The 21,051-nt window shown below is 41.0% G+C and carries 23 protein-coding genes; 2 read left to right on the forward strand and 21 right to left on the reverse strand.

What is annotated here, in order from left to right:
• Window positions 1–234: 234 nt before the first annotated feature.
• The 8 genes from spoIVA to NST39_RS19995 form a co-directional block, all read right to left on the reverse strand.
• Complete coding sequence (spoIVA, locus tag NST39_RS10975; RefSeq protein WP_003215616.1) at window positions 235–1,713, reverse strand: stage IV sporulation protein A; 1,479 nt, start codon at window positions 1,711–1,713, stop codon at window positions 235–237.
• 204 nt (window positions 1,714–1,917) lie between these two features.
• Window positions 1,918–2,643 (reverse strand): hypothetical protein, encoded by a 726-nt coding sequence (locus NST39_RS10980; RefSeq protein WP_044141100.1) that lies wholly within the window; start codon window positions 2,641–2,643, stop codon window positions 1,918–1,920.
• An 18-nt stretch (window positions 2,644–2,661) separates the two neighbouring features.
• The gene (locus NST39_RS10985) at window positions 2,662–2,865 is read right to left on the reverse strand and encodes a DUF2768 domain-containing protein (RefSeq protein WP_034318888.1); all 204 of its coding nucleotides are present in this window, start codon (window positions 2,863–2,865) and stop codon (window positions 2,662–2,664) included.
• Between the two features lie 267 nt (window positions 2,866–3,132).
• The gene (locus NST39_RS10990; protein WP_003216041.1) at window positions 3,133–4,170 is read right to left on the reverse strand and encodes an NAD(P)H-dependent glycerol-3-phosphate dehydrogenase; all 1,038 of its coding nucleotides are present in this window, start codon (window positions 4,168–4,170) and stop codon (window positions 3,133–3,135) included.
• A gap of 14 nt (window positions 4,171–4,184) precedes the next feature.
• Entirely contained in the window at window positions 4,185–5,495 is a 1,311-nt protein-coding gene (der, locus tag NST39_RS10995) for a ribosome biogenesis GTPase Der (protein ID WP_003215663.1), read from the reverse strand.
• Between the two features lie 159 nt (window positions 5,496–5,654).
• On the reverse strand, window positions 5,655–5,849 hold the full coding sequence (locus NST39_RS11000; RefSeq protein ID WP_003215794.1) for a capping complex subunit for YIEGIA: 195 nt from the start codon (window positions 5,847–5,849) through the stop codon (window positions 5,655–5,657).
• A 6-nt stretch (window positions 5,850–5,855) separates the two neighbouring features.
• Window positions 5,856–6,740 (reverse strand): YIEGIA family protein, encoded by an 885-nt coding sequence (locus tag NST39_RS11005; protein WP_003215905.1) that lies wholly within the window; start codon window positions 6,738–6,740, stop codon window positions 5,856–5,858.
• Window positions 6,737–7,339: a YphA family membrane protein gene (locus tag NST39_RS19995; RefSeq protein WP_236639003.1), complete on the reverse strand. Its 603-nt coding sequence runs from the start codon at window positions 7,337–7,339 to the stop codon at window positions 6,737–6,739. The genes NST39_RS11005 and NST39_RS19995 overlap by 4 nt, the downstream gene beginning before the upstream one ends.
• 120 nt (window positions 7,340–7,459) lie before the next feature.
• Between NST39_RS19995 and NST39_RS11015 the strand changes: the two genes are divergently transcribed.
• On the forward strand, window positions 7,460–7,591 hold the full coding sequence (locus NST39_RS11015; RefSeq protein WP_003215762.1) for a YpzI family protein: 132 nt from the start codon (window positions 7,460–7,462) through the stop codon (window positions 7,589–7,591).
• A 53-nt stretch (window positions 7,592–7,644) separates the two neighbouring features.
• Here NST39_RS11015 and fni read toward each other — a convergent pair whose 3' ends face one another.
• The 7 genes from fni to sleB form a co-directional block, all read right to left on the reverse strand.
• Window positions 7,645–8,712, reverse strand: coding sequence for a type 2 isopentenyl-diphosphate Delta-isomerase (fni, locus tag NST39_RS11020; protein WP_341028420.1), 1,068 nt, complete (start codon window positions 8,710–8,712; stop codon window positions 7,645–7,647).
• 14 nt (window positions 8,713–8,726) lie between these two features.
• Window positions 8,727–9,878, reverse strand: coding sequence for a 30S ribosomal protein S1 (gene rpsA, locus NST39_RS11025; protein ID WP_003215529.1), 1,152 nt, complete (start codon window positions 9,876–9,878; stop codon window positions 8,727–8,729).
• 223 nt (window positions 9,879–10,101) lie between these two features.
• The gene (gene cmk / locus NST39_RS11030; RefSeq protein WP_341028421.1) at window positions 10,102–10,779 is read right to left on the reverse strand and encodes a (d)CMP kinase; all 678 of its coding nucleotides are present in this window, start codon (window positions 10,777–10,779) and stop codon (window positions 10,102–10,104) included.
• A 71-nt stretch (window positions 10,780–10,850) separates the two neighbouring features.
• A complete protein-coding gene (locus NST39_RS11035; protein WP_034661090.1) occupies window positions 10,851–11,033 on the reverse strand; it encodes a YpfB family protein in 183 nt (60 codons plus the stop codon).
• A gap of 63 nt (window positions 11,034–11,096) precedes the next feature.
• Entirely contained in the window at window positions 11,097–11,744 is a 648-nt protein-coding gene (locus NST39_RS11040) for a flagellar brake protein (protein ID WP_341028424.1), read from the reverse strand.
• Between the two features lie 102 nt (window positions 11,745–11,846).
• Window positions 11,847–13,196: a germination protein YpeB gene (ypeB, locus tag NST39_RS11045; protein WP_044141095.1), complete on the reverse strand. Its 1,350-nt coding sequence runs from the start codon at window positions 13,194–13,196 to the stop codon at window positions 11,847–11,849.
• 16 nt (window positions 13,197–13,212) lie between these two features.
• Entirely contained in the window at window positions 13,213–14,124 is a 912-nt protein-coding gene (gene sleB / locus NST39_RS11050) for a spore cortex-lytic enzyme (protein WP_341028427.1), read from the reverse strand.
• 208 nt (window positions 14,125–14,332) lie between these two features.
• On the opposite strand from sleB, the gene NST39_RS11055 reads away from it, so the two are divergent.
• A protein-coding gene (locus NST39_RS11055) for an IS3 family transposase (protein WP_341027986.1) occupies window positions 14,333–15,483 on the forward strand; the annotation gives its coding sequence in 2 pieces (ribosomal slippage) (window positions 14,333–14,606 and window positions 14,606–15,483; 1,152 coding nt in all).
• Between the two features lie 58 nt (window positions 15,484–15,541).
• Here the strand turns inward: NST39_RS11055 and prsW are convergent.
• The 6 genes from prsW to NST39_RS11085 form a co-directional block, all read right to left on the reverse strand.
• On the reverse strand, window positions 15,542–16,204 hold the full coding sequence (prsW, locus tag NST39_RS11060) for a glutamic-type intramembrane protease PrsW (RefSeq protein WP_106067101.1): 663 nt from the start codon (window positions 16,202–16,204) through the stop codon (window positions 15,542–15,544).
• 155 nt (window positions 16,205–16,359) lie between these two features.
• Window positions 16,360–17,331: a YpdA family putative bacillithiol disulfide reductase gene (locus tag NST39_RS11065; RefSeq protein WP_341028433.1), complete on the reverse strand. Its 972-nt coding sequence runs from the start codon at window positions 17,329–17,331 to the stop codon at window positions 16,360–16,362.
• Between the two features lie 124 nt (window positions 17,332–17,455).
• Window positions 17,456–18,730, reverse strand: coding sequence for a Glu/Leu/Phe/Val family dehydrogenase (locus tag NST39_RS11070; protein ID WP_003215501.1), 1,275 nt, complete (start codon window positions 18,728–18,730; stop codon window positions 17,456–17,458).
• Window positions 18,731–18,926: 196 nt separating this feature from the next.
• Complete coding sequence (locus NST39_RS11075; RefSeq protein WP_341028436.1) at window positions 18,927–19,508, reverse strand: genetic competence negative regulator; 582 nt, start codon at window positions 19,506–19,508, stop codon at window positions 18,927–18,929.
• 165 nt (window positions 19,509–19,673) lie between these two features.
• Window positions 19,674–20,462, reverse strand: coding sequence for a metallophosphoesterase (locus NST39_RS11080; protein WP_050943977.1), 789 nt, complete (start codon window positions 20,460–20,462; stop codon window positions 19,674–19,676).
• An 87-nt stretch (window positions 20,463–20,549) separates the two neighbouring features.
• Window positions 20,550–21,002: a DUF2663 family protein gene (locus NST39_RS11085; RefSeq protein ID WP_003215549.1), complete on the reverse strand. Its 453-nt coding sequence runs from the start codon at window positions 21,000–21,002 to the stop codon at window positions 20,550–20,552.
• Window positions 21,003–21,051: the final 49 nt, after the last annotated feature.

A 21,051-nucleotide genomic window follows, 5' to 3' on the forward strand; every position in this document is an offset into this window, starting at 1 on the left:
TTGAAGGAATGTTTGTCCAACAAAGTGAAGATTTTCTGTAAGTAGATTAACACATATGAAATACCATATCAAGCATTTTAAAGGGAAGAATCCTTATTCGTCAAGGATTAAGGGCACTTTTACGAACGAATATTCCTAATTTCAGCCTGAATCTGACTAATCTTTATACAATTGTCTTTTTATGACTCATTCCTTACGCAAAAAAAGACCCCTGTCAATGAGAGGTCTCACATGCTATAGAATAATCGCGATCAAACCACCTGATCCTTCGTTGATGATTCTTTCAAGTGTTTCTTTCAGTTTATATCTTGCATTTTCTGGCATCAGCGACAGCTTAGCTTGAATGCCTTCTCTGACAAGGGAGCTGAGTGAGCGCCCAAATATATCTGAATTCCAAATCGAAAGCGGATCATCTTCAAAGTCTTGCATTAAGTAGCGGACGAGCTCTTCACTTTGTTTCTCTGTTCCGATAATCGGTGCAAATTCACTTTCTACATCTACCTTAATCATATGAATCGATGGTGCAACCGCCTTTAGTCTTACGCCGAATCTCGATCCCTGTCTTATGATTTCTGGCTCATCTAAACTCATATCTGACAAGGCCGGGGCCGCAATTCCGTATCCCGTCTGCTTCACCATTTTTAAGGCGTCTGATACTTGATCATATTCTGTCTTCGCATGCGCAAAATCTTGCATGAGCTCTAGGAGATGGTCTTTCCCTCTAATTTCTACACCAACCACTTCTTTTAGAATATGGTCATATAGATCATCTGGGGCGTACAGGTCAATCTCCGCAATCCCTTGACCCATTTCAATCCCTGCTAAGCCCGCTCTTTCAATAAAGTCAAATTCACTGAACTGGCCAACAACACGGTCAACATCTCTTAATCTTTTAATATCCTTTACGGTTTCCTTCACTGAGTCCTGATAGCTTTCTCTCAGCCAATGATCTTCTTTCAGCACCATGACCCAGCTTGGAAGGTTGACATTCACCTCTAGGACTGGGAATTCATATAATGCTTCACGAAGCACACTAAGGACGTCTTGCTCTCTCATACTTTCTACACTCATGGAGAGTACTGGAATATCATATTTTTGGCTCAGTTCCTGCCGCAGCGCCTCTGTTTCAGGATGATAGGGTCTCACAGAGTTGATCACCATAATAAACGGCTTTCCAACCTCTTTGAGTTCATCAATCACACGTTCTTCAGATTCAATATAATCATGTCTTGGAATTTCTCCAATAGAACCATCCGTTGTAATCACAACACCAATGGTAGAATGCTCTTGAATGACCTTGCGTGTGCCAATTTCCGCTGCTTCATGGAACGGGATTGGCTCTTCATACCACGGCGTGTTGATCATTCTTGGACCATTTTCATCTTCATATCCGCGCGCACCAGGGACTGTGTATCCTACACAATCGACAAGCCTGATGTTGACATCAAGACCGTCACTCACATGAATCGATGCCGCTTGATTCGGTACAAATTTTGGCTCAGTGGTCATAATGGTTTTTCCTGCTGCGCTTTGCGGCAATTCATCCTGTGCTCTTGCACGATCTGCCTCATTATTGATATTCGGGAGCACCACGAGCTCCATAAACTTTTTAATAAACGTAGATTTCCCTGTACGAACAGCGCCAACGACTCCTAAATATATATCGCCTCCTGTTCGTTCAGCGATATCCTTGAAAATATCGACTTTTTCCAAGTGATCCCCTCCCGGACTTGCTATCCTCGTTTTCAAATAAAATACTCTATTCTTCAATCAAACTTGCTTGAAAGGTGTCTGGACAATATATGTGTATGACGTTGTCCTATTTGAATATGACACCTTTTTTGTTTTGAGAGTATGTTTAGCCATAAAAAAACCTTTCTCCTCATTTATATGCAGAGGAAAAAGGTTCATTCTTGTTTATGACGTCTTTTTTTCTAAAAAGTCAGGCTCACCTTTTTTGTTGATGGTATATGGGACAGAAAACGCGGGTACAAACGGGGTTTCCTGCCAATAGACATCTTGAATGTTTTCACCTGGTTTCAGCTTTCGTTTCGTATTCTTCAAAATATGAGCAAAGTCACTGCGGTAGTCCACATAGATTTCGCCATTTGATGAAATCAGTAATGGGAGGGAATTCCCTGTCACCGGGCTCATGACCGTAGGCGGCGATTTTAAGCCTAGCTTTTTTTCATTTAACGTATATAAATTGTTTGATACTACTTTGCCGTATGGCGGATATGTATGTTCATCTTGATATATTTTGATTCTAAGCCGTAATTCACTGATGGTTTGCGTCATTTTGACATCAAGCAGTTTCACAGTTGGTTTTTTTTCGACGTCTGTGAGGACATACATATATTCCCCCCCGCCTTCAAAAGATGTCGACGGTACATCGTGTAAATATCTTGGTGACAAGCGCTTAAAGTCGATGACGTACTTTTGATAAACCGGCGTGTCTGCTTCTTTCGTTTCAATCGGCAAAAGACCATTTGTTGCTTTTTGAAATTCCTCAATTGCTGTCTGAACGCTTTGCAGCTGCTCTTCATATGGCACACGGTTTTCAGTTTTGCGATTTTCTGGATACAGACATCCTGTTAGTAAAATAAGTGCTAACAACGTGACACTGACTTTTGCTTTGATCATCACATTCTTCCTTTTTCTTTATTCATTGACCGGCCCGCTAAATACAACTAAAAACACAATGATACCTGATATCAGCATCAAGCTGTATGCGACGGTCGAGGCTGTTATTTTAAGAAACCGGCTCTTCAGCTTAAATCGACTGAAATAAATGGTTACTACAGCTAAAAACATGAGCCCCATTGAACCAAGTGCAAACCACATCTTGATTAAAGCAAAACTCATCGTGCCTGTCCCCCTTTAAAACGAACAAATTGTAAGCGTTTATATTTCATTCTAAACCAAAAATAAGGTAAATATCAATCATTTTTCCAATCATTCAGAAAAAAGCACATAAAAAAAACTGAAGCAAAGAGGGGGACTCTGCTTCAGTCATTAGGTCGACTATTTTTCCTCATTCTGTAGAGGCAAAGCTCTATTCAAACTTCATTGCTATGTTATGCAGGTCTTCCCCTTCTTGCATCCTCTACATGCCTAAGTTCAGTCTTCCATTTATTTTGTTTGATTCTCAAACATGTTCACAAGGTCTTCCATTTCATGTGTTTTCACACGTGCCATCAATGATTCGACCGCATCGTCGACCTTTTTCCCTTCAAACAGGACGTGGTAAAGCGCCTCTGTAATCGGCATGCTGACCTTGTATTCTTTGGAGAGCTGATAAGCGCCTTTTGTTGTACGGACGCCTTCGACAACCATCCCCATTTTTTCAAGCACTTCTTCAAGCTTATACCCTTTACCAAGCAGATTTCCGCAGCGCCAGTTACGTGAATGAACACTTGTACATGTCACGATCAAATCTCCAACGCCCGTTAAGCCGGCAAATGTCAGAGGATTCCCTCCCATTTTTGTACCGAGACGTGCGATTTCAGCGAGTCCTCTAGTGATGAGCGCCGCTTTCGCATTGTCACCATACCCAAGCCCGTCTGTGATCCCTGCCGCAAGAGCAATGATATTTTTCAGTGCGCCGCCAATTTCTACACCAATCACATCAGGGTTTGTGTATACTCTAAAGTTGTTGTTCATGAACAAATCTTGAACAAATTGAGCGGCTTCAATATTTTCTGATGAGACAGTGACAGTTGTCGGATGACGCAAGCCTACTTCCTCAGCGTGGCTCGGTCCTGATAAGACGACGACAGCTTCTCTTTTCTCATCTGGGACTTCTTGTTCAATCATTTGAGATATTCTAAGAAGTGTATCTGGTTCAATCCCTTTACTGACATGGACAAACGGTACTTTCGATGTGATCAGCTCATTTGCCTGCTTCAACACTTCACGAATGGCCTTTGTTGGCACAGCGACAATAATAGCGTCTGTCCCCTCTAACGCCTGCTTCATGTCTGTCGTCGCCTGGATAGACGCTGGCAGTGCGACATTTGGCAAGTAATCATGATTTTCATGTTTCTCATTGATTTGGTCAATGAGCTCTTGTCTATGTCCCCACATGTGTACATCATGATGATTATCAGCTAATACAAGAGCAAGAGCTGTTCCCCAGCTTCCTGCTCCAAGTACTGAAATTTTCTTCATTCTGCTCACCCTTTTTATTTTCTAGCTCTCGCAAATATTTTAATCGGTGTTCCTTCAAAACCAAACGCATCTCGAATGCGGTTTTCTAGGAAACGTTCATAGGAAAAGTGCATAAGCTCTGGATCGTTTACAAACACAACAAAGGACGGAGGCTTAATTGCCACCTGTGTCGCATAATAAATCTTCAGGCGCTGTCCATTATGAGTCGGCGTTGGATTCATGGCTACTGCATCCATGATGATATCGTTCAAAATATTCGTTTGAACGCGCATCGCATGATTTTCACTAGCTGTAATAATGGACGGCATTAACGTATGAATTCTCTTTTTCGTGAGAGCAGACATAAACAAGACAGGTGCATAATCTAAGAATTGAAAATGCTCACGAATGTTTTGCTCAAATTCCTTCATCGTACGCTCATCTTTTTCAACAGCGTCCCATTTGTTCACAACGATCACAACGGCTTTACCAGCTTCGTGTGCATAGCCTGCAATACGTTTATCCTGCTCAATAATGCCTTCTTCACCGTCTAGAACAACAGCGACAACATCAGAACGATCAATGGCTTTTAATGCACGAAGCACACTGTATTTCTCTGTTGTTTCGTATACTTTTCCTTTTTTTCTCATACCTGCTGTATCAACAATGACAAAATCACGCTGATTGTACGTAAACATCGTATCGACAGCATCTCTTGTTGTACCAGCGATGTTGCTGACAATGACGCGGTCTTCTCCGAGCATCGCATTCACTAAAGAAGATTTCCCTACATTCGGGCGACCGATTAAGCAGAACTGGACAACTTGTTCGTCATACTGCGTATCTGGTAAGTTCTTAAAGTGTTCTGCAACAGCATCAAGTAGATCACCAAGACCTAATCCGTGCGTTCCAGAAATCGGATATGGCTCGCCAAACCCTAGTGCATAAAAGTCATACACGTCACTTCTCATTTCAGGGTTGTCCAGTTTATTGACAGCAAGTACAACTGGCTTTTTCGTGCGATATAAAATTTTTGCGACTTCTTCATCCGCTGATGTCACACCATCTCGGCCATTCACCATAAAGATAATGACATCCGCTTCATCCATTGCAATTTCTGCTTGATGGCGAATTTGCGCTAAAAATGGCTCATCTCCAATATCAATTCCACCAGTATCTATTAAGTTAAAGTCATAATTTAACCATTCAGCAGAGCTATAAATACGATCTCTTGTTACACCAGGTGTGTCTTCTACAATCGATATTCTTTCGCCTGCGATTCGATTAAAAATTGTAGATTTTCCAACGTTGGGCCTTCCAACAATGGCTACGACAGGTTTACCCATAGTACCCTTCCTTTCAATCCAGCCGCGATTCAATATGTTCATCATCATGTTTCAACCGGGATTTAAAATTTTCATTCAGTTTTATGAAATAAACCCTTCAAACATGAAGGGTTCAACTTATATATTATATCAATTTTTAATCAGACCACAATGAATAACTTAAAAATGTTTGACAATCAAGTAAAGATCTTCTCCAATTCCGTGTGCAATTCCATCTAAAATGGCCTCTAAATTCATGGCGTACATGTCGAGTTCTTCTTTATTTTCACAGAAAAAAACGGCTGTTCCGCCCATGACCCGCTCTTTATTTGTTGTAGCCACAGCGAGTATAAATTGTTCAATGGTGTTCGCCATGCCCTATTACCTCACTTTCTTTTTTATGAACTCTGTCGGCATTCTGATGGCATTTTCTAAAATGGGTACTTCTTCTAATACACGGACAGCGAGATCTTCACGATACCATTGCGGTAAAATGAACACGCCAAGTGTGCCGTTATTCAAATCACGCTTTGCGAGCGGACAGAGTGATGGTTCACCAGAGTCGCGATACACACCAAGTACATTGGATAAATCAAATAAAATGGCTTGCCGCTGCCCAAGGTTGGCAATCGTTGTGGCTGCGTTGAAATTTTTCGGTGTCAAAATAAAGCCCATCCCATGCTCTAATATGAGCTTTTGCTTTTCGGGCAGTCCGATATTCATGATGTAAATATCGTTCACATACAGCCCTGCCCCATCAAAGCGAAGCTCTCCTTTTTGTATGTTGACAATATCCTTTAATTGGCTGCCAGACATTAATAGCTTTGCCAAGAAAAAACAAAGAATGCCGACCACTGTCCCAATAACGAGCGAGAAGAAAATACAGGCTGTGGTCGTAATCAGTGCCGTGAGAATCGCAATATAATTTCGGCTTTCAAAGGCGATAGCAATGCCTTCTATATATGTACTGCCTCTTGAGACTAGCTCATATGAATCCATTTGAGTTAACGTATTTCTTTCCATATTGCGGACATCTCGGAATTGCGTGGCCGCCAGCGTGAGAAAGGTAATCGCCGTAAATTCCTCCTGAATGAGTGCAGGCATAATGATCGCACCAAGTCCTGAAGCGATAAAACCAAGCGCAATGTGAATCACTTGTCCATGAATATACGTAGGGTATTGCCGGTAATCTGTTCTTAACATATAAAGCCTGGCCGCCATCCCAAAGATGACACCAATAATCACAGGAAACGTATAATCCGTCATGTTGATTTTGCAGCCCCTTTTACTGGTTTTCTTGATGAACGGGCGTTCAAGAGCTTTTCAAGCTGATCGACCCCTAATAGGAAGATGGACCCTTGAACAACAAGGGACAGAAAAGAGAGATCTCCAATGACAATCGATGATGTCAGGCGGTGAATTGTGAGCGCATAAAGGGCTTCGCCAAGACATACAGCCATCATCCATAGGGTGACTCGTTCTGTAAAATGATGTCCATATGTCAAAGACATCAAGATCAGCAAGGCAAATACGACCCAATCCACTTTTATTAGCGTGAACCAAACCGGATCATATAATGCAAAAATCATAAAAAAGGCATATGCGCTCACCATAGAACCTAATTGTATGATTCTCATTATTTGATGCCCAGACCGGAATATAACGAAACCCGCACATGCATATAAAAAGGTCATCAAGTATCCTGCATTTAGGCTCATATCAAATATGGATATCATGAAATGACTACATATAATATGGACAAGGACAAAGACGCCTAGCACATTGCGCCATGAGCTTTTTTCCATAATAAATGTCACGATAATCCAAACGAACCATATGGACCAATAATAGTACAAAGCCTCCAACGTCTCATCACCTCAATTACATTATGGGAAAATCCCCAATTTTTAAACGTAAGGGATCGCTTTGGGCATTGTATGAAATAAACAAGAGGTGACACCCTAATGGTTGAGGAGGGATGTATGATGGGAAAAGATAGACAGGAAAAACGCTTAAAGGCATCAAAAAGAGTGGAATCTGACCGTGATCAATCCATTCATTATAAAGGGGCAACAGCATTAGAAGGTCCAGATAGTGCGCGAAAAAGAAATCAATAAAAAAAAGCATGTGATGACCACATGCCTTAGATGTTTAAGGGCTAAACTTGCTTTTAGTCCTTTTTCTTATTTGATCTTAAACTATAGTACGTTGTGTCGATGCCTCTTTCTTTGAGCCAATGACTTGTTTCACCTGAAATGACAAGTTGGGTTTGTCTCAGCTCTTCAATGGTCTTCACGCCAAGAACTGTCATCATCATCTTCACATCTTCTTGAAGATCTATGATATTCGCGATGAGACCGCTCTCCCCTCCGTCAGTCAGTGATTTTAAGAAAAAGCCAGCTAGACCAGCAGCGGATGCGCCAAGAGCAATTGATTTTGTTACGTCAAGGGCGTCTTGTATACCTCCGGAGGCTAAAACCGTTTGATCTGGAAAACTTGTATGTACTTCAGCAAGACTCGCTGCAGTTGGAATCCCCCATTGATCAAAATAATAAAGTGCTTTTTGGCGGCGAAGATTTTCGATCTTAGAAAAGTTCGTACCACCAAATCCGCCTACATCAACGGCCGCAACCCCAGCATGAAATAACTTTTTGGCCGTTTCCTTGCTCATGCCAAATCCAACTTCTTTTACGACAACAGGCACACCAACTGATTCATTGATGGCTGTGATGCGCTCAAGCGCCCCCCTGAAATCACGGTCTCCTTCAGGCATGACAATCTCTTGAATCACATTTAAATGAATCTGGAGCATATTGGCCTCCAGCATCTCAACGGCTTCCTTCGCTTGCTTCATCGTTGCCTCACTGCCTAAGTTCGCAAAGACAATTCCATCTGGATTCACTTTACGAACAACTTCATACGTACGTCTTTCTTCTTTATCTTTCAGTGCAGCCATTTGCGATCCAACTGCCACCGGAATATTGGTTTCCTTCGCTGCGATCGATAATGAGCGATTAATCTCATAGGTCGATTTTCCGCCTCCGCCAGTCATTGCATTGATAAAAATTGGCGAACCGAAAGTCAGTCCGCCAATTGTTGAATGTGTATCAATTTGTGATGTTGCAAGATCTGGTAAACTGGCGTGAACGAAGGAAACATCTTTTAAACCTGTTGCTGCATGCTGTCCAGTGGACAAGGCATGTTCAATATGCTGCTTCTTTCTTTCTGCTCGCGTCAATTTTGATCACCAAATTATTTTAATTTATTGAGCTTATCTCCGATCAGGTCACCAAGCTGGAACCCACTTGTGTTTTCTTCTTTCGCCTGATATTGACGATAATTCTCTTCGATTTGTTTTTCAGGATTTTCTTCTAAATCACGGATGCTTAGTGAAATGCGTTCTTCATCTTCATTCACATCAAGCACTTTTACTTTCACAGTCTGCCCTTCTTCAAGGACTTCATGCGGCGTACCGATATGTTTATGAGAGATTTGGGAAATATGCACAAGTCCTTCGACGCCTGGCAGAATTTCAACAAATGCACCAAAGCTCACTAGACGTTGAACAGTTCCTTCAAGCACATCACCTTGTTTTACCTTTTCGCCAATCTGGCTCCAAGGTCCTGGTAATGTTTCTTTAATAGATAGTGAGATACGTTCGTTATCACGATCAACAGCAAGTACTTTGACCTGGACTTCCTGGCCTTCTTCCACTACGTCAGATGGCTTTTCAACATGCGCATGGGATAGTTGAGAAATGTGAACCAATCCATCAATGCCGCCAATGTCTACAAATGCACCAAAATCAGTAAGGCGTTGCACTTTACCATCAATCACACTGCCTACCTCAAGCTTTTGCAGGAAGTCTTGCTTTTTGTCTAATTGCTCTTGCTCCACTACTGCACGGTGAGAGAGAATCACACGATTTTTTTCGCGGTCAAGTTCGACCACGACAAGTGAGAGTGTTTTACCTTTGTAGTCTGAAAAGTCCTCAACATAGTGCGCTTCTACAAGAGATGCAGGAATAAATCCACGCACACCAATGTCTACGACAAGACCACCTTTTACAACGTCTTTTACTTCAGCTTCAAATACTTCTTTTGTTTCAAACTTTTTCTCTAGGTCTTCCCAAGCGCGGTCTGCATCAACAGCACGTTTCGATAAAATCAAAGCATCGTCTTCGACTTTTGTTACTTTAAGCTCTAATTCGTCGCCATCTTTCACGACATCTGATGCTTTTTCAACGTGAAGACTTGATAATTCACTGATTGGGATGATCCCAGGTTGTTTCACATTGACGATATCTACATTGACATGCTTGTCCTCAACTTTAGAAACAATCCCTTTCACTACATCTCCAACCTCTGGTACCTGAACATCGATTTGATTCATTTCCTCTGTCATTTCGATAACCTCCTTGGTCCAAACCTACACAGCTTAGTTAAAACGACTGGGTGAATATGTGTCTTAAGCATGATGATTGCCAGCCGAGTATGTATTATAGAAACATTCAAATCAACAGAATTGCTTGAATGATCAATAAAAATAGTATTAGTATAAACTTCTAATAAAAGACCTTGTTTGTCAAGAGATAAACCTCTAACTTATAAAAGTTTTCTAAAATTTCTTACAGTTTCTCCACACGGTCTGCTGCATCTAAAATTTTACCTGCTACCTCTTGAATGGTAAGAGAAGTGGTGTCAATCTCAATGGCGTCATCCGCTTTCTTTAGCGGCGAAACTTCGCGCTCAGAGTCAAGCTTGTCACGTCTTGCAATCTCTTCGATCAGCTGATCGTAATTGACATCGTAGCCTTTTTTCTGATTCTCTTCAAAACGGCGTTTTGCTCTTTCTTCTACAGATGCAAGCAAGAAAATTTTCACTTCGGCATCTGGAAGAACGTGCGTACCTATGTCTCTTCCGTCCATCACGACACCGCCTTTTTTACCAAGCTCTTGCTGCCTGCGGACCATTTCTTCCCGAACAGCTCTGTGCTTTGCGACAACCGATACTTGGTTGCTCACTCGGTCAGTGCGAATCTCCTCTGTCACATCGGTATTGTCTAGATGAACTTTTTGACCCTCGTCTGTTGAGACAAGTTCAATCACCGTTTTTTTCAGTAATGCATCAAGTGCTTGCTCGTCTTCAAGATCTACACCATGATGAAGTGCCGCAAGCGTAATCGCACGGTACATGGCACCTGTATCGATATAAATATATGATTTTTTTGCTGCGACAATTTTTGCCACAGTGCTTTTTCCTGCTGCAGCAGGACCGTCAATTGCGATAGATAATTTCTTTTTCATAATACCTCTCCTTGATTGAATCTCCCTTATGAATTGTAACACGATCACCGGTCAAACGGGGGAATTTTCTATCAATCCTTCTGCTTAAACGTCTCGATCCAATCTTCAATGCTCATGTTATTTACACCCTCGTATTGCACGACTTTTGACAAAAATAGTTCTCCTTTTGTCAAATGAAGTGTGATCTGAACGGCTAATAATAAGACAAGCTGAATGAGCACCGCTTTCAATAACCATCTTTCCATTGTCTTCATACAAAAAGCCTCCACGCTAGATTCTATTACCTCTAGTATGGAAGCTTTTAACATCCTTTATTCTTATGCTTTTTTTACACGTGTTAAAAGCTGCTGCTGGAAGCAGTACTTCATAATGTGCTGCTGCTGATCATTTGTGATCTCAGAAAACTCCATGATCGCTCTTGTTTTGCCAGTCTGCTCATCTTGATAAACTCGGCTCATCTCTGCAACCGCTTTAATTTTAACAGGCTCTTTCAGCGGAAGTTCAAACTCTGTGATCACTTCTCCGTATTCTTTCAATGAGACACCTTCAGGAACAGCAATTGCTAAGCCGCCAGCACTCATATTGACAATAAACGTGTCAAAGGATTCTTCACCTGTTTGCGTGATCGCGGCCTTGACCATTGTATCGACTCTCAGGTATTCTCTACGCTGAAGCCGAATCATTTCTTCTTTTGGCGGAATGGAAATGACGATCATCGGAATATCTTCTTTCCTCTTGCCAATGACTTCGCTTGTGCATTTGTATGGAATTTGATTTTCATCGAAAAAGAAAACGGTGATTTCTGTTTGCTGGTTTAAATAGATCGTGCGTCCCGTTTCTTTATCAGCTGGATAATTAATGCAAATATAATCGTTATTATTTTCCAAAACTTTCGATTTTGCAGTTTTCACTTCTTTGTTCTCATTGACATATTCAATTGTGATTGCATCCCCTATTTGTAACATTCCTCATCACTCTTTTCATCTGTGAAATCATATCCTCTCCTATATTAAACCATGTATAAAACAAAAGGAAAAGGCTTATTCGCCTTTTCCTCGCTTCCTTTTCTATAGGTCTTTATATATAGGTTCTGCGTTTTTTAGTTTATCTACTCGTTCTTCTTTTCCAGTATCCGCATTAATGAACATTCGGTACGTATCATTTTTTATCGTTCCAAGGAACTCATAGCATAAAACTTCCTCTGACATATCGTTTTGAACAATCGCTACATGAGTATCTTCGATTTTCACATGCTGATTGAGCGTTTTCTTCGCTTCTTTTTGCGAGATTTTAGGTGCTTTGATGTCTCTTGTTTTATGATTCGTTAAATAGTCTTTCGCTGAAAATCCAACCACTTCACCATCGTCTAGTGCGACCTTCATGCGTATACTATCTGGATACAGCAGTACATTTTTTTGAAGAGGTACATAGGTAAATACACCGATATTATCAAATTGCGCACTCTCATCTAAATGGAATGACTCTGCATCAAATCCTTGCTTCTTTAAGAAGCTGAGTGCTTTTTCTGATGCTTGATTTAAACTGATTTTCTGTTTTTTCACATCTCGATTTTGAAGAAGGTAGACTGGATGTCCTCCTTTTTCAGTTAAGTCTAAATAGAAATTCGCTTTACTATCAGGATCTGACATCGATAAGCTGTACACATCTCGATTGGTTTTGCTTCCGCTTTTTCTCACCTTAAAATGCTGATTATGATCAGGCGCGAATTGCTGGGCAATGCGTATCGCTTCTTTCTTTGAAATCTTTTTACCCTTTAAATGATTGTAGCCGCGTGTTTCTGCTTCTGTGGACACATTTGTCGGTCCGAGATCGACATCTGCAAATGCATCTGCATTTCTCTCGACTGTTTTCAACCCGTCAATGATGGTGTTATCATTCTTTCGGTCACCATCAGCAAGTGCCATTTCAACATCCATCCATTTTAAATTTTTGTTGAGGACGAGATGCTGCACTTGTCTCAGTTCGTTTTGGATATCAGATGCTTGTTGATATAAGGACGAAATGGTTTTGTGCGTATTTTTGTTTAATGGTTCATCTGATAAGGATTTGACTGATGATTTGTAGCTAAAGTCTCCGACATTCGCCAAAAATTCTTCCGTTTTGTTAAAAGGCATTAATGTGAGCGGAAGCTGACTCACATTGTTATGTGCTTCTGATGACATTCTCCATACATCTGCAAGTGCCGGTGAAATCGACGATTGGCTGTTCATCGCAAGCGTTGCCCCAAGTTTGTCGTGCAGCTGATCCACTTGGTACGTTAAATCGTGGAAGGCCCTCTGATAGTTGTTCTCTGCGTGCAGCAGCACTGCGTCTTTTTCTTGATGCTCTTTATAGCCCCAATAACCTGTTGAGATGACAGCAATTCCTAAAATGGCAATCAATATTCCTCTGATCATTTATTTACACCTCTTTCTATTCGCAGAAAATATGTTTCCCAATTCGTTTAATTTGTGGTCTTCCCCAAATCCATGGACTTGTTGCTGTATCAGGATTAAAGTAATAGACGGCGCTCTCAGACGGGTCCCAGCCGTTAATGGCATCAAACACAGCCTTTTTTGCAGTTTCATTTGGTGACATATAAAATTGACCATCCGCCACAGCTGTAAACGCAAGCGGTTCAAAAATAACTCCTGCGATTGTATTTGGAAAAGTCGGGTTGTTCAAACGGTTTAAGATGACGGCAGCGATCGCCACCTGTCCTTCATACGGCTCGCCCCTTGCTTCGCTATAAACCGCTTGTGATAAGAGCTGAATATCATTACTAGAAAAACCACCTGGCATGTTGGCTGCCGTTTGTTTCGGTGTTTGATTAGCTTGCTGATTGCCTGACTGTTTCGCAGACTTTCCAGATGCTCCGCTTTGACTTTTTTGATTCTCTTTTGCACCTTGAGCAGTCTTTTTTTGTGAGCTTCTTTTCGCAGGAGCTTTTGTTTGCTGATCAAGAGGTTTCCCGCCATAATGGGTAAACTCATTCCCCTTTTGCAGCTGCTGCTGAACAAAGTCTTTATAGTATTTTGTCTTTTGAACTAATAGGCTTTTTGTTTGTTTACCTACAAGCCCGTCGACCTTTTTTACACCATATTGGCTTTGAAAGTTGCGAACGGCCCAGTACGTCCCCCAGCCATATACACCATCAATTTTGCCATTGTAAAAGCCATTGTATTGGAGCCGTGCTTGCAGCTCGACTACATCTTCTCCTGTCGCACCACGCTGGATGACTTGACTGGTGAAGGCTTCACTTTTTTCAGTTGTCATCAGTGAGGTTGCGAGTAGAACGATTGAGAAGATAAGGACGATTTGTTTCATGAAACGAGCTTTGTCCATATTTGATCCTCCTGTACTTTTGATGTTTGAATATATATTTCTTCCAATCCCTATTTTTATACATTCATCACAGGAGAGAAATGGATGAAAAGACAAAAAAACGCCCTATCAACGGAACTGACCCCATAAGATGAGACAAATAAAAAACACCTTCAAGTTTGAAAATGGATCGTTGTGATCCGAAATAAAACATGGAGGTGTTTTTTCTATGGGGACAAGAGTGAGTTATCCGGTTGAAGTCAAACAGAAGGCTGTAGAAATGAGATTGGCAGGCGTACCTATGAAAGAGATCATGCAGAAATTGAATATCAAGAATAAGACGCAGGTTCAGACATGGGTGAGGTGGCATAAGGCTGGGGATACACACCGGTTCGAACAGCCTGTTGGAAAACAATATACCTACGGAAAGGGTCCCGAGTACTCTTCCGAATTAGAGAGACTGCAGGCAGAAAATCGCTATTTGAGTCAACAGAATGAAGTTTTAAAAAAGTACAACGAATTGGAAAGGAAGTTGATAAGGAAACGTCAATCAAACTGGTAGAAGAATTTCACAAAACGATGACGGTACAGGACATCTGTGTCCATTTAGGCGTCTCACGCGCTTCGTATTATAGATGGAAAAAGAATCTGACTCAGAATCATTCTAAAAGACAACTAGAGAAACAGATCGGCACGTTGTGCCGAGAGAACAAGTATCGATATGGATACCGAAAAATCACAGCCATACTAAAAAGGAGAATGCGTATTAACCATAAAACTGTTCAACGTATCATGCAGAAAAACCAGTGGCAATGCCGGGTTAAAATGAAAAAGCGTAAGAAGAATGGGCAGCCCTATGCCGTGGCCGGTAATATACTGGATCGGAACTTTCAGTCTGATCGCCCTCTTGAAAAACTAGTAACGGACATCACGTATTTGCCTTATGGACAGAAACAATTGTACCTTTCCAGTATATTGGATTTATATAATGGAGAAGTGATTGCTTTTACGATTGGTGATAAGCAGGACACAGACTTTATCTTAAACACACTTAATCAGCTCCCAGCACTGCCTGAGAATTGCGTGTTACATAGCGATCAAGGTTCTGTGTATACATCTTACGAGTATCAGAAAGCTGTTCATATAAAAGGCATTACCATGAGCATGTCCCGTAAAGGGACGCCCGCTGATAATGCCTCCATCGAATCGTTTCATTCCTCACTAAAGTCTGAAACGTTCTATCTTAACAGGATTGACCGCACTACGACCAGCATCGTAGAACGCACTGTCAAAGAATACATTTATTATTATAACAACATTCGTATTCAAACGAAACTAAACAACCAATCACCGATAAACTATCGGCAATTGGCTGTATAAAGGTGTTTTGATCCCTGTCTCAAAAACGGGGGTCAGTCCCAACTTGATAAGACGTTTTCTACATTAAATTTTGCACCATTTTCACTGAACGAGCTTTTTTTGCTTTTCGCAGGCCAAACCACCACAAAAAAATCATGAATGGCAGCATGATATATCCCCAATTTTTCATTCCTAACAATATGAAATCATATAGGCCGTGAAAAAGCACAGGAAGCGTTAAAGAAAGGATCAGCCATTTGTACTGCTCCTTTTTATCAGAGAAGCGGGCTTTGCCGATATAAAATCCCATCACAACACCGAATAAAGCATGACTTGAGACGGGTAATAAAGCACGGGTGAATGCATATTCAACTCCGTGACCGACCAAATAAAGAATATTTTCAAGTGTTGCGAAACCAAGTGAAACACTGGTTCCATATACAATTCCATCATAGTGTTCGTCAAATTGGGCATGCGCATAGACGCTGACCATTAAAATAAACCATTTTAAAGATTCCTCTAAGAAGCCCGACGTCACAAATGAAATCAAGATAGGGTTCGTTGTGATATGCTCCTCTTGAAGGACATATTGAATAAACATGGTTGGAAACACAAGTATAACACCTAGCATAAAAGATCTGATGACCATGTGTACCGGCTCATTGTCGTACTGATCTTTCAAATAAAAATAACTTAAAAGTGCGATGCCGGGAGCTAAACCTGCTGAGATAATTGCGATCATAACCAGACCTCTTTCCCTACATTATCCTTCATTATCGTACCATGATTTACCCTTTTTTTATATGACTCGAGCCCATTTTTATGAAAATATCCTTCTATATAATCCCATTTTATATCAAAAAGAACCGAATCCCTTAGAAGGATCCAGTTCTTTTTTTATCCGTTCATTCTTTTGTTGATTTCTTCTGCAATTAGCTCCCCATGAAATCTCCCGTTTTCAATGAAAATTTCATTGGCATTATTTCCAGCTGCAATCACTCCTGCGATGAAAATACCTTCTACGTTTGTCTCCATCGTCTGTTCATCAAATGCTGGTCGGCCTGATTCTTGATCAATTGTCACACCCATTTTTTCTAAGAAAGAATGATCTGGATGATAGCCTGTCATGGCAAAAACATAATCACTTTTCACTCGCTCCGTTTGCTCTTGTTGGTTAGTAAAAATCACTTCTTCTTCTGTAATTTCCTTCACCTGCGCTCCAAACTCCATTCGAATCGTCCCATTCCGCACAAGTGCTTCAAACTCTGGCAAAATCCAAGGTTTGATGCTAGATGAATATTCAGTTCCTCGATAAAGTACAGTGACTCTACTTCCGCATTTCACAAGTTCTAGCGCAGCATCGACACTTGAGTTTTTCCCGCCGATCACCGTTACATCTTTATCAAAGTATGGGTGTCCTTCTTTAAAATAATGATACACATGTGGAAGGTCTTCCCCTTTGACATTCATATAGTTTGGATGGTCATAGTAGCCAGTAGCAATCACGACATAATCACATACATAGTCGTCTTTTGATGTGCTCACGGTAAAATGACCGTCTTTTTTCGTCACAGCGTTCACTTTTTCAAAGGCATGTACACGCAGGCTTTTTCGTCTGACTACTTCTCGATAATAAGAAAGTGCCTGGATACGAACGGGCTTGCGATTTTCAGTAATAAACGCGACATCACCAATCTCAAGCTTTTCACTTGAACTGAAAAAGGTTTGATGTGTTGGGTAATGATAAATACTGTTGACGACATTCCCCTTTTCAATGACAAGTGCATCAATTCCAATTTGCTTGAATGCGATGGCAGCTGATAACCCGCATGGGCCGCCTCCTATTATGATCGCTTTTTCTTGTTTCATTTGTTCCACTCCTGTCGTTTCAATGCAATAACAATTGCTAGCTGTTTCATGAGTTGTTCCATTCCATAAAAAAAATCTCCTATTTAAGGATAGGAGATTTTAAGGCACGATGCAAATGAGCCGCTTAAATCCAGCCTCTGAATCGAGAAGCTTCAGCCATTTTACGTACGCCGACCATATATGCTGCAAGACGCATATCGATGCGGCGATTTTGCGCCATTTCATAAATATTATTAAATGATTTCACCATCATATCTTCTAAACGAGTTTCGACTTCCTCTTCAGTCCAGTAGAACCCTTGGTTATTCTGCACCCATTCAAAGTAAGAAACCGTTACACCACCCGCACTCGCAAGTACGTCTGGGACAAGCAGTACTCCACGATCTGAAAGAATTTTTGTTCCTTCAAGTGTCGTTGGACCATTCGCTGCTTCTACGACAATTTTAGCTTTAATGTTTGCCGCATTATCTTCAGTGATTTGGTTCTCAATGGCTGCAGGTACTAAGATATCACAATCGAGCTCAAGCAGCTCTTGGTTTGTGATGGTATCGTTAAATAATTTAGTAACCGTTCCAAAGCTGTCACGTCTGTCAAGCAAGTAGTCAATATCAAGACCATCTTCATCGTATAACCCGCCGTAAGCATCTGAAATCCCTACGATTTTCGCTCCGGCATCATACATGAATTTAGCCAAGTAGCTTCCTGCATTTCCGAATCCCTGTACGACAACACGTGCCCCGTTAATGTCAATTCCTTTTTTCTTCGCCGCTTCTTTGATGCAGATCGTCACACCTTTTGCTGTTGCAGTATCACGTCCGTGTGATCCTCCAAGAACAATTGGTTTTCCGGTAATAAATCCTGGCGAGTTAAATTCATCCATTCTAGAATATTCGTCCATCATCCATGCCATAATTTGAGAGTTTGTAAACACATCTGGTGCTGGTACATCTTTCGTTGGACCAACGATTTGACTGATTGCACGCACATAGCCGCGGCTTAGTTTTTCAAGCTCTCTAAATGACATTTCTCTTGGATCACAGATAATACCGCCTTTTCCTCCGCCATAAGGAAGATCCACAATACCACATTTTAAACTCATCCAAATTGAAAGCGCTTTTACTTCTTTTTCAGTAACGTTCGGGTGGAAACGAATACCGCCTTTTGTCGGTCCGACAGCATCATTGTGCTGCGCGCGGTAACCAGTGAAAATTTTCACTGATCCATCATCCATTCGTACTGGAATTTTCACAGTTAATAGACGAATTGGCTCCTTCAGCAATTCATACACTTCTTGCGGATACCCTAATTTGTCTAGCGCTTTATGTATGACGGTTTGAGTTGACTTTAAAACATCTAGCTTATCTTCTGCGTTATGAGCGGCGTTTTGATCGGCTGCCATTAAAATAAACCCCCTAGAAATCTTTCATGATCTACTGCTCCCTTTCAAGCAATAGTATACACCTTCGTACTGGTAAAGCAAAGGTAAAAAAACGTTTTTTATCAAAATAAAATATCAGCGTTTATAAATATAAAAAGGATATAAAAAAATACTGTTGTTTCATCACAACAGTATTAAATATAATAGAAAAAAGTGATTAAAAATACATTTGAATCGTTTTCACTGCATCATCTTGCATGATCACTTTTCCGTATTCTTTTAGCCGATGAATCGTTAATGTCGTAGGTGAACCGAACTCCGCTAAAATGGAAATAACCGTATCAGCAGACAGTTCTTCAAAATCATCTAGGCTGAGAAAATATTGACCTTCATAATGGTAAACTGTACCCCCTAAAAGTCCAATACGACTTAAACTATGGGACAGTTGAATCACATCTTCAAACGAGGCAAATTGATAGAGCACATGATGACTCTCGTCGAGCTTGACTTGCATCTCAATGTAATCTTCATCAAACTCATCATCATCATCAGCATCCTGCTGACTCTTTGTGACAATGACGACCATCCCCTGCGCCTGAAGTGAAAATACTTCAACAGCAATCGGTCCACTCGCTTCAAAACCGAGCTCCTGATTCGCTTCGTTCATCATGTCTTTAAACAGCTGATGGACTTTGAACGAATCTTTCCAAAGGTCTTCTTTCGTAAGACCCCGGTCTGTCAGGTCATCTAGTGTGAGAAAAATTTTGATTTTATTATAATTCAGACGCTCCAGTCGCATAACGTTCCCTCCTGCCTCTTCTAAACACACATCATACTGTAGTATATGAGATGATGAGTCATAGGTTCTTAATTTTGTATTCAGTTTACACTGTGTCAAGACGGAAGACAAGCATGAAGCTATGCTTACGGTGACTTTTATGGAAAATATTGAGGGCGCAGCAAGTCATCGCGTTTTGACAGGCATTAAATAGATCAGATGCGTTTCCGGTTCTGCCCCGAGACGCATTGGAATCTTTGTTGTTCCATAGCCATTACTAATGAGAAAAAATGCGCCTTTGACCTGACCTGTTCTTCCTTTTTCATACGGACCAAATTTCCCAATTCGAATCTGACCTCCATGCGTATGACCACTCAGAACAAGGTCGATCCCCTCATCTTCACTCATTAAATGATGTACATCTGGGTTGTGTGATAAGAGAATATTTACGTCATCTTTCACAAACTCAGGTCGTATCGCTTCATAATCCGCCTTTTCAAGCCGAATATCATCGATGCCTCCAATTTTGATTGACTGGCCTTCGAAATCCCACACAGCTGTTTCATTTTGCAGAGTCGTCACATCGTAAGCATGAAGAATCTCTTTAAGCTTTTGCTGGTGCAGCTCGTGATCATTATTTCCCCAAACAAAATAAACGGGCGCAATTCTTGATAAACGTTTCACATTTTCTTCAATTCTGGCGTAGGGTACACCTTTTTCTGCTAAGTCCCCGCCTATCATAATGACATCCGGTTTTTCTTGTGTGACCTCAGCTAATAATGAGTCACTAATCAGCCGCCGGTGTGTATCAGAAATAAAGAAAATCACTGCTGGTCGATCTGATTGAAGTGCTTCTATTGTAAAGTAATGCTTTTTGATGTTGTTTTGTTTTGCCGTTTTCACCATTTTTGCCGTTACACACACACCTGTTGTAACAGCCGCAATGGCGGCAGTAAATCCGATGGCATATTTCATCATAAATGGCTCCCTTGCATATGTGTCGTTCATAAGACGCTTGAATGAAAAAAGACGTTTCAACTATTAAAACGTCTTTTTACACATTTATTTACTTTCATAATAGAGATTAATGTCATATTGCTGCTGCATATAGCGAAAAACCGCTTCACGCTCTTTCCACTGGTCTGATTGCGGCCATAAGTCTGTGCTTTTTTGTATAATCTCACATCTGAGGCGATGATATTCATCCTCAGCCTTTTCTTCTTTTTTCTTATAATAATAAGAAGCATAAAAAGCAAACACCTCAGCCATTATCCAAAATAGAAAGACCTCATGACCGAGCAGCGTTGCAATCATCGCTTCCGGCTGAAGCGAGCCTCCCTTATTTGCCGTTATCACAAAATAAAACAAAAGAATCGCCAGCGACAAAAGGGCTGTCCATTGCCATCTTTTGCACTGCTTGGCAAAGCCCTCATATTTGTGCTTTCTTTTGATCAACGTTTCCATCATTTTCTGTGTCGGCTGATCCATATAGCGGCTGATTGCGTGCAAAGTCATCACATACACCCTGTCCCTTTTTTCTACATATGTATGTGCTTTTTCATTC

The organism is Bacillus sp. FSL W8-0645 (assembly GCF_038007905.1).
GTDB classification, from domain to species: domain Bacteria; phylum Bacillota; class Bacilli; order Bacillales; family Bacillaceae; genus Bacillus; species Bacillus pumilus.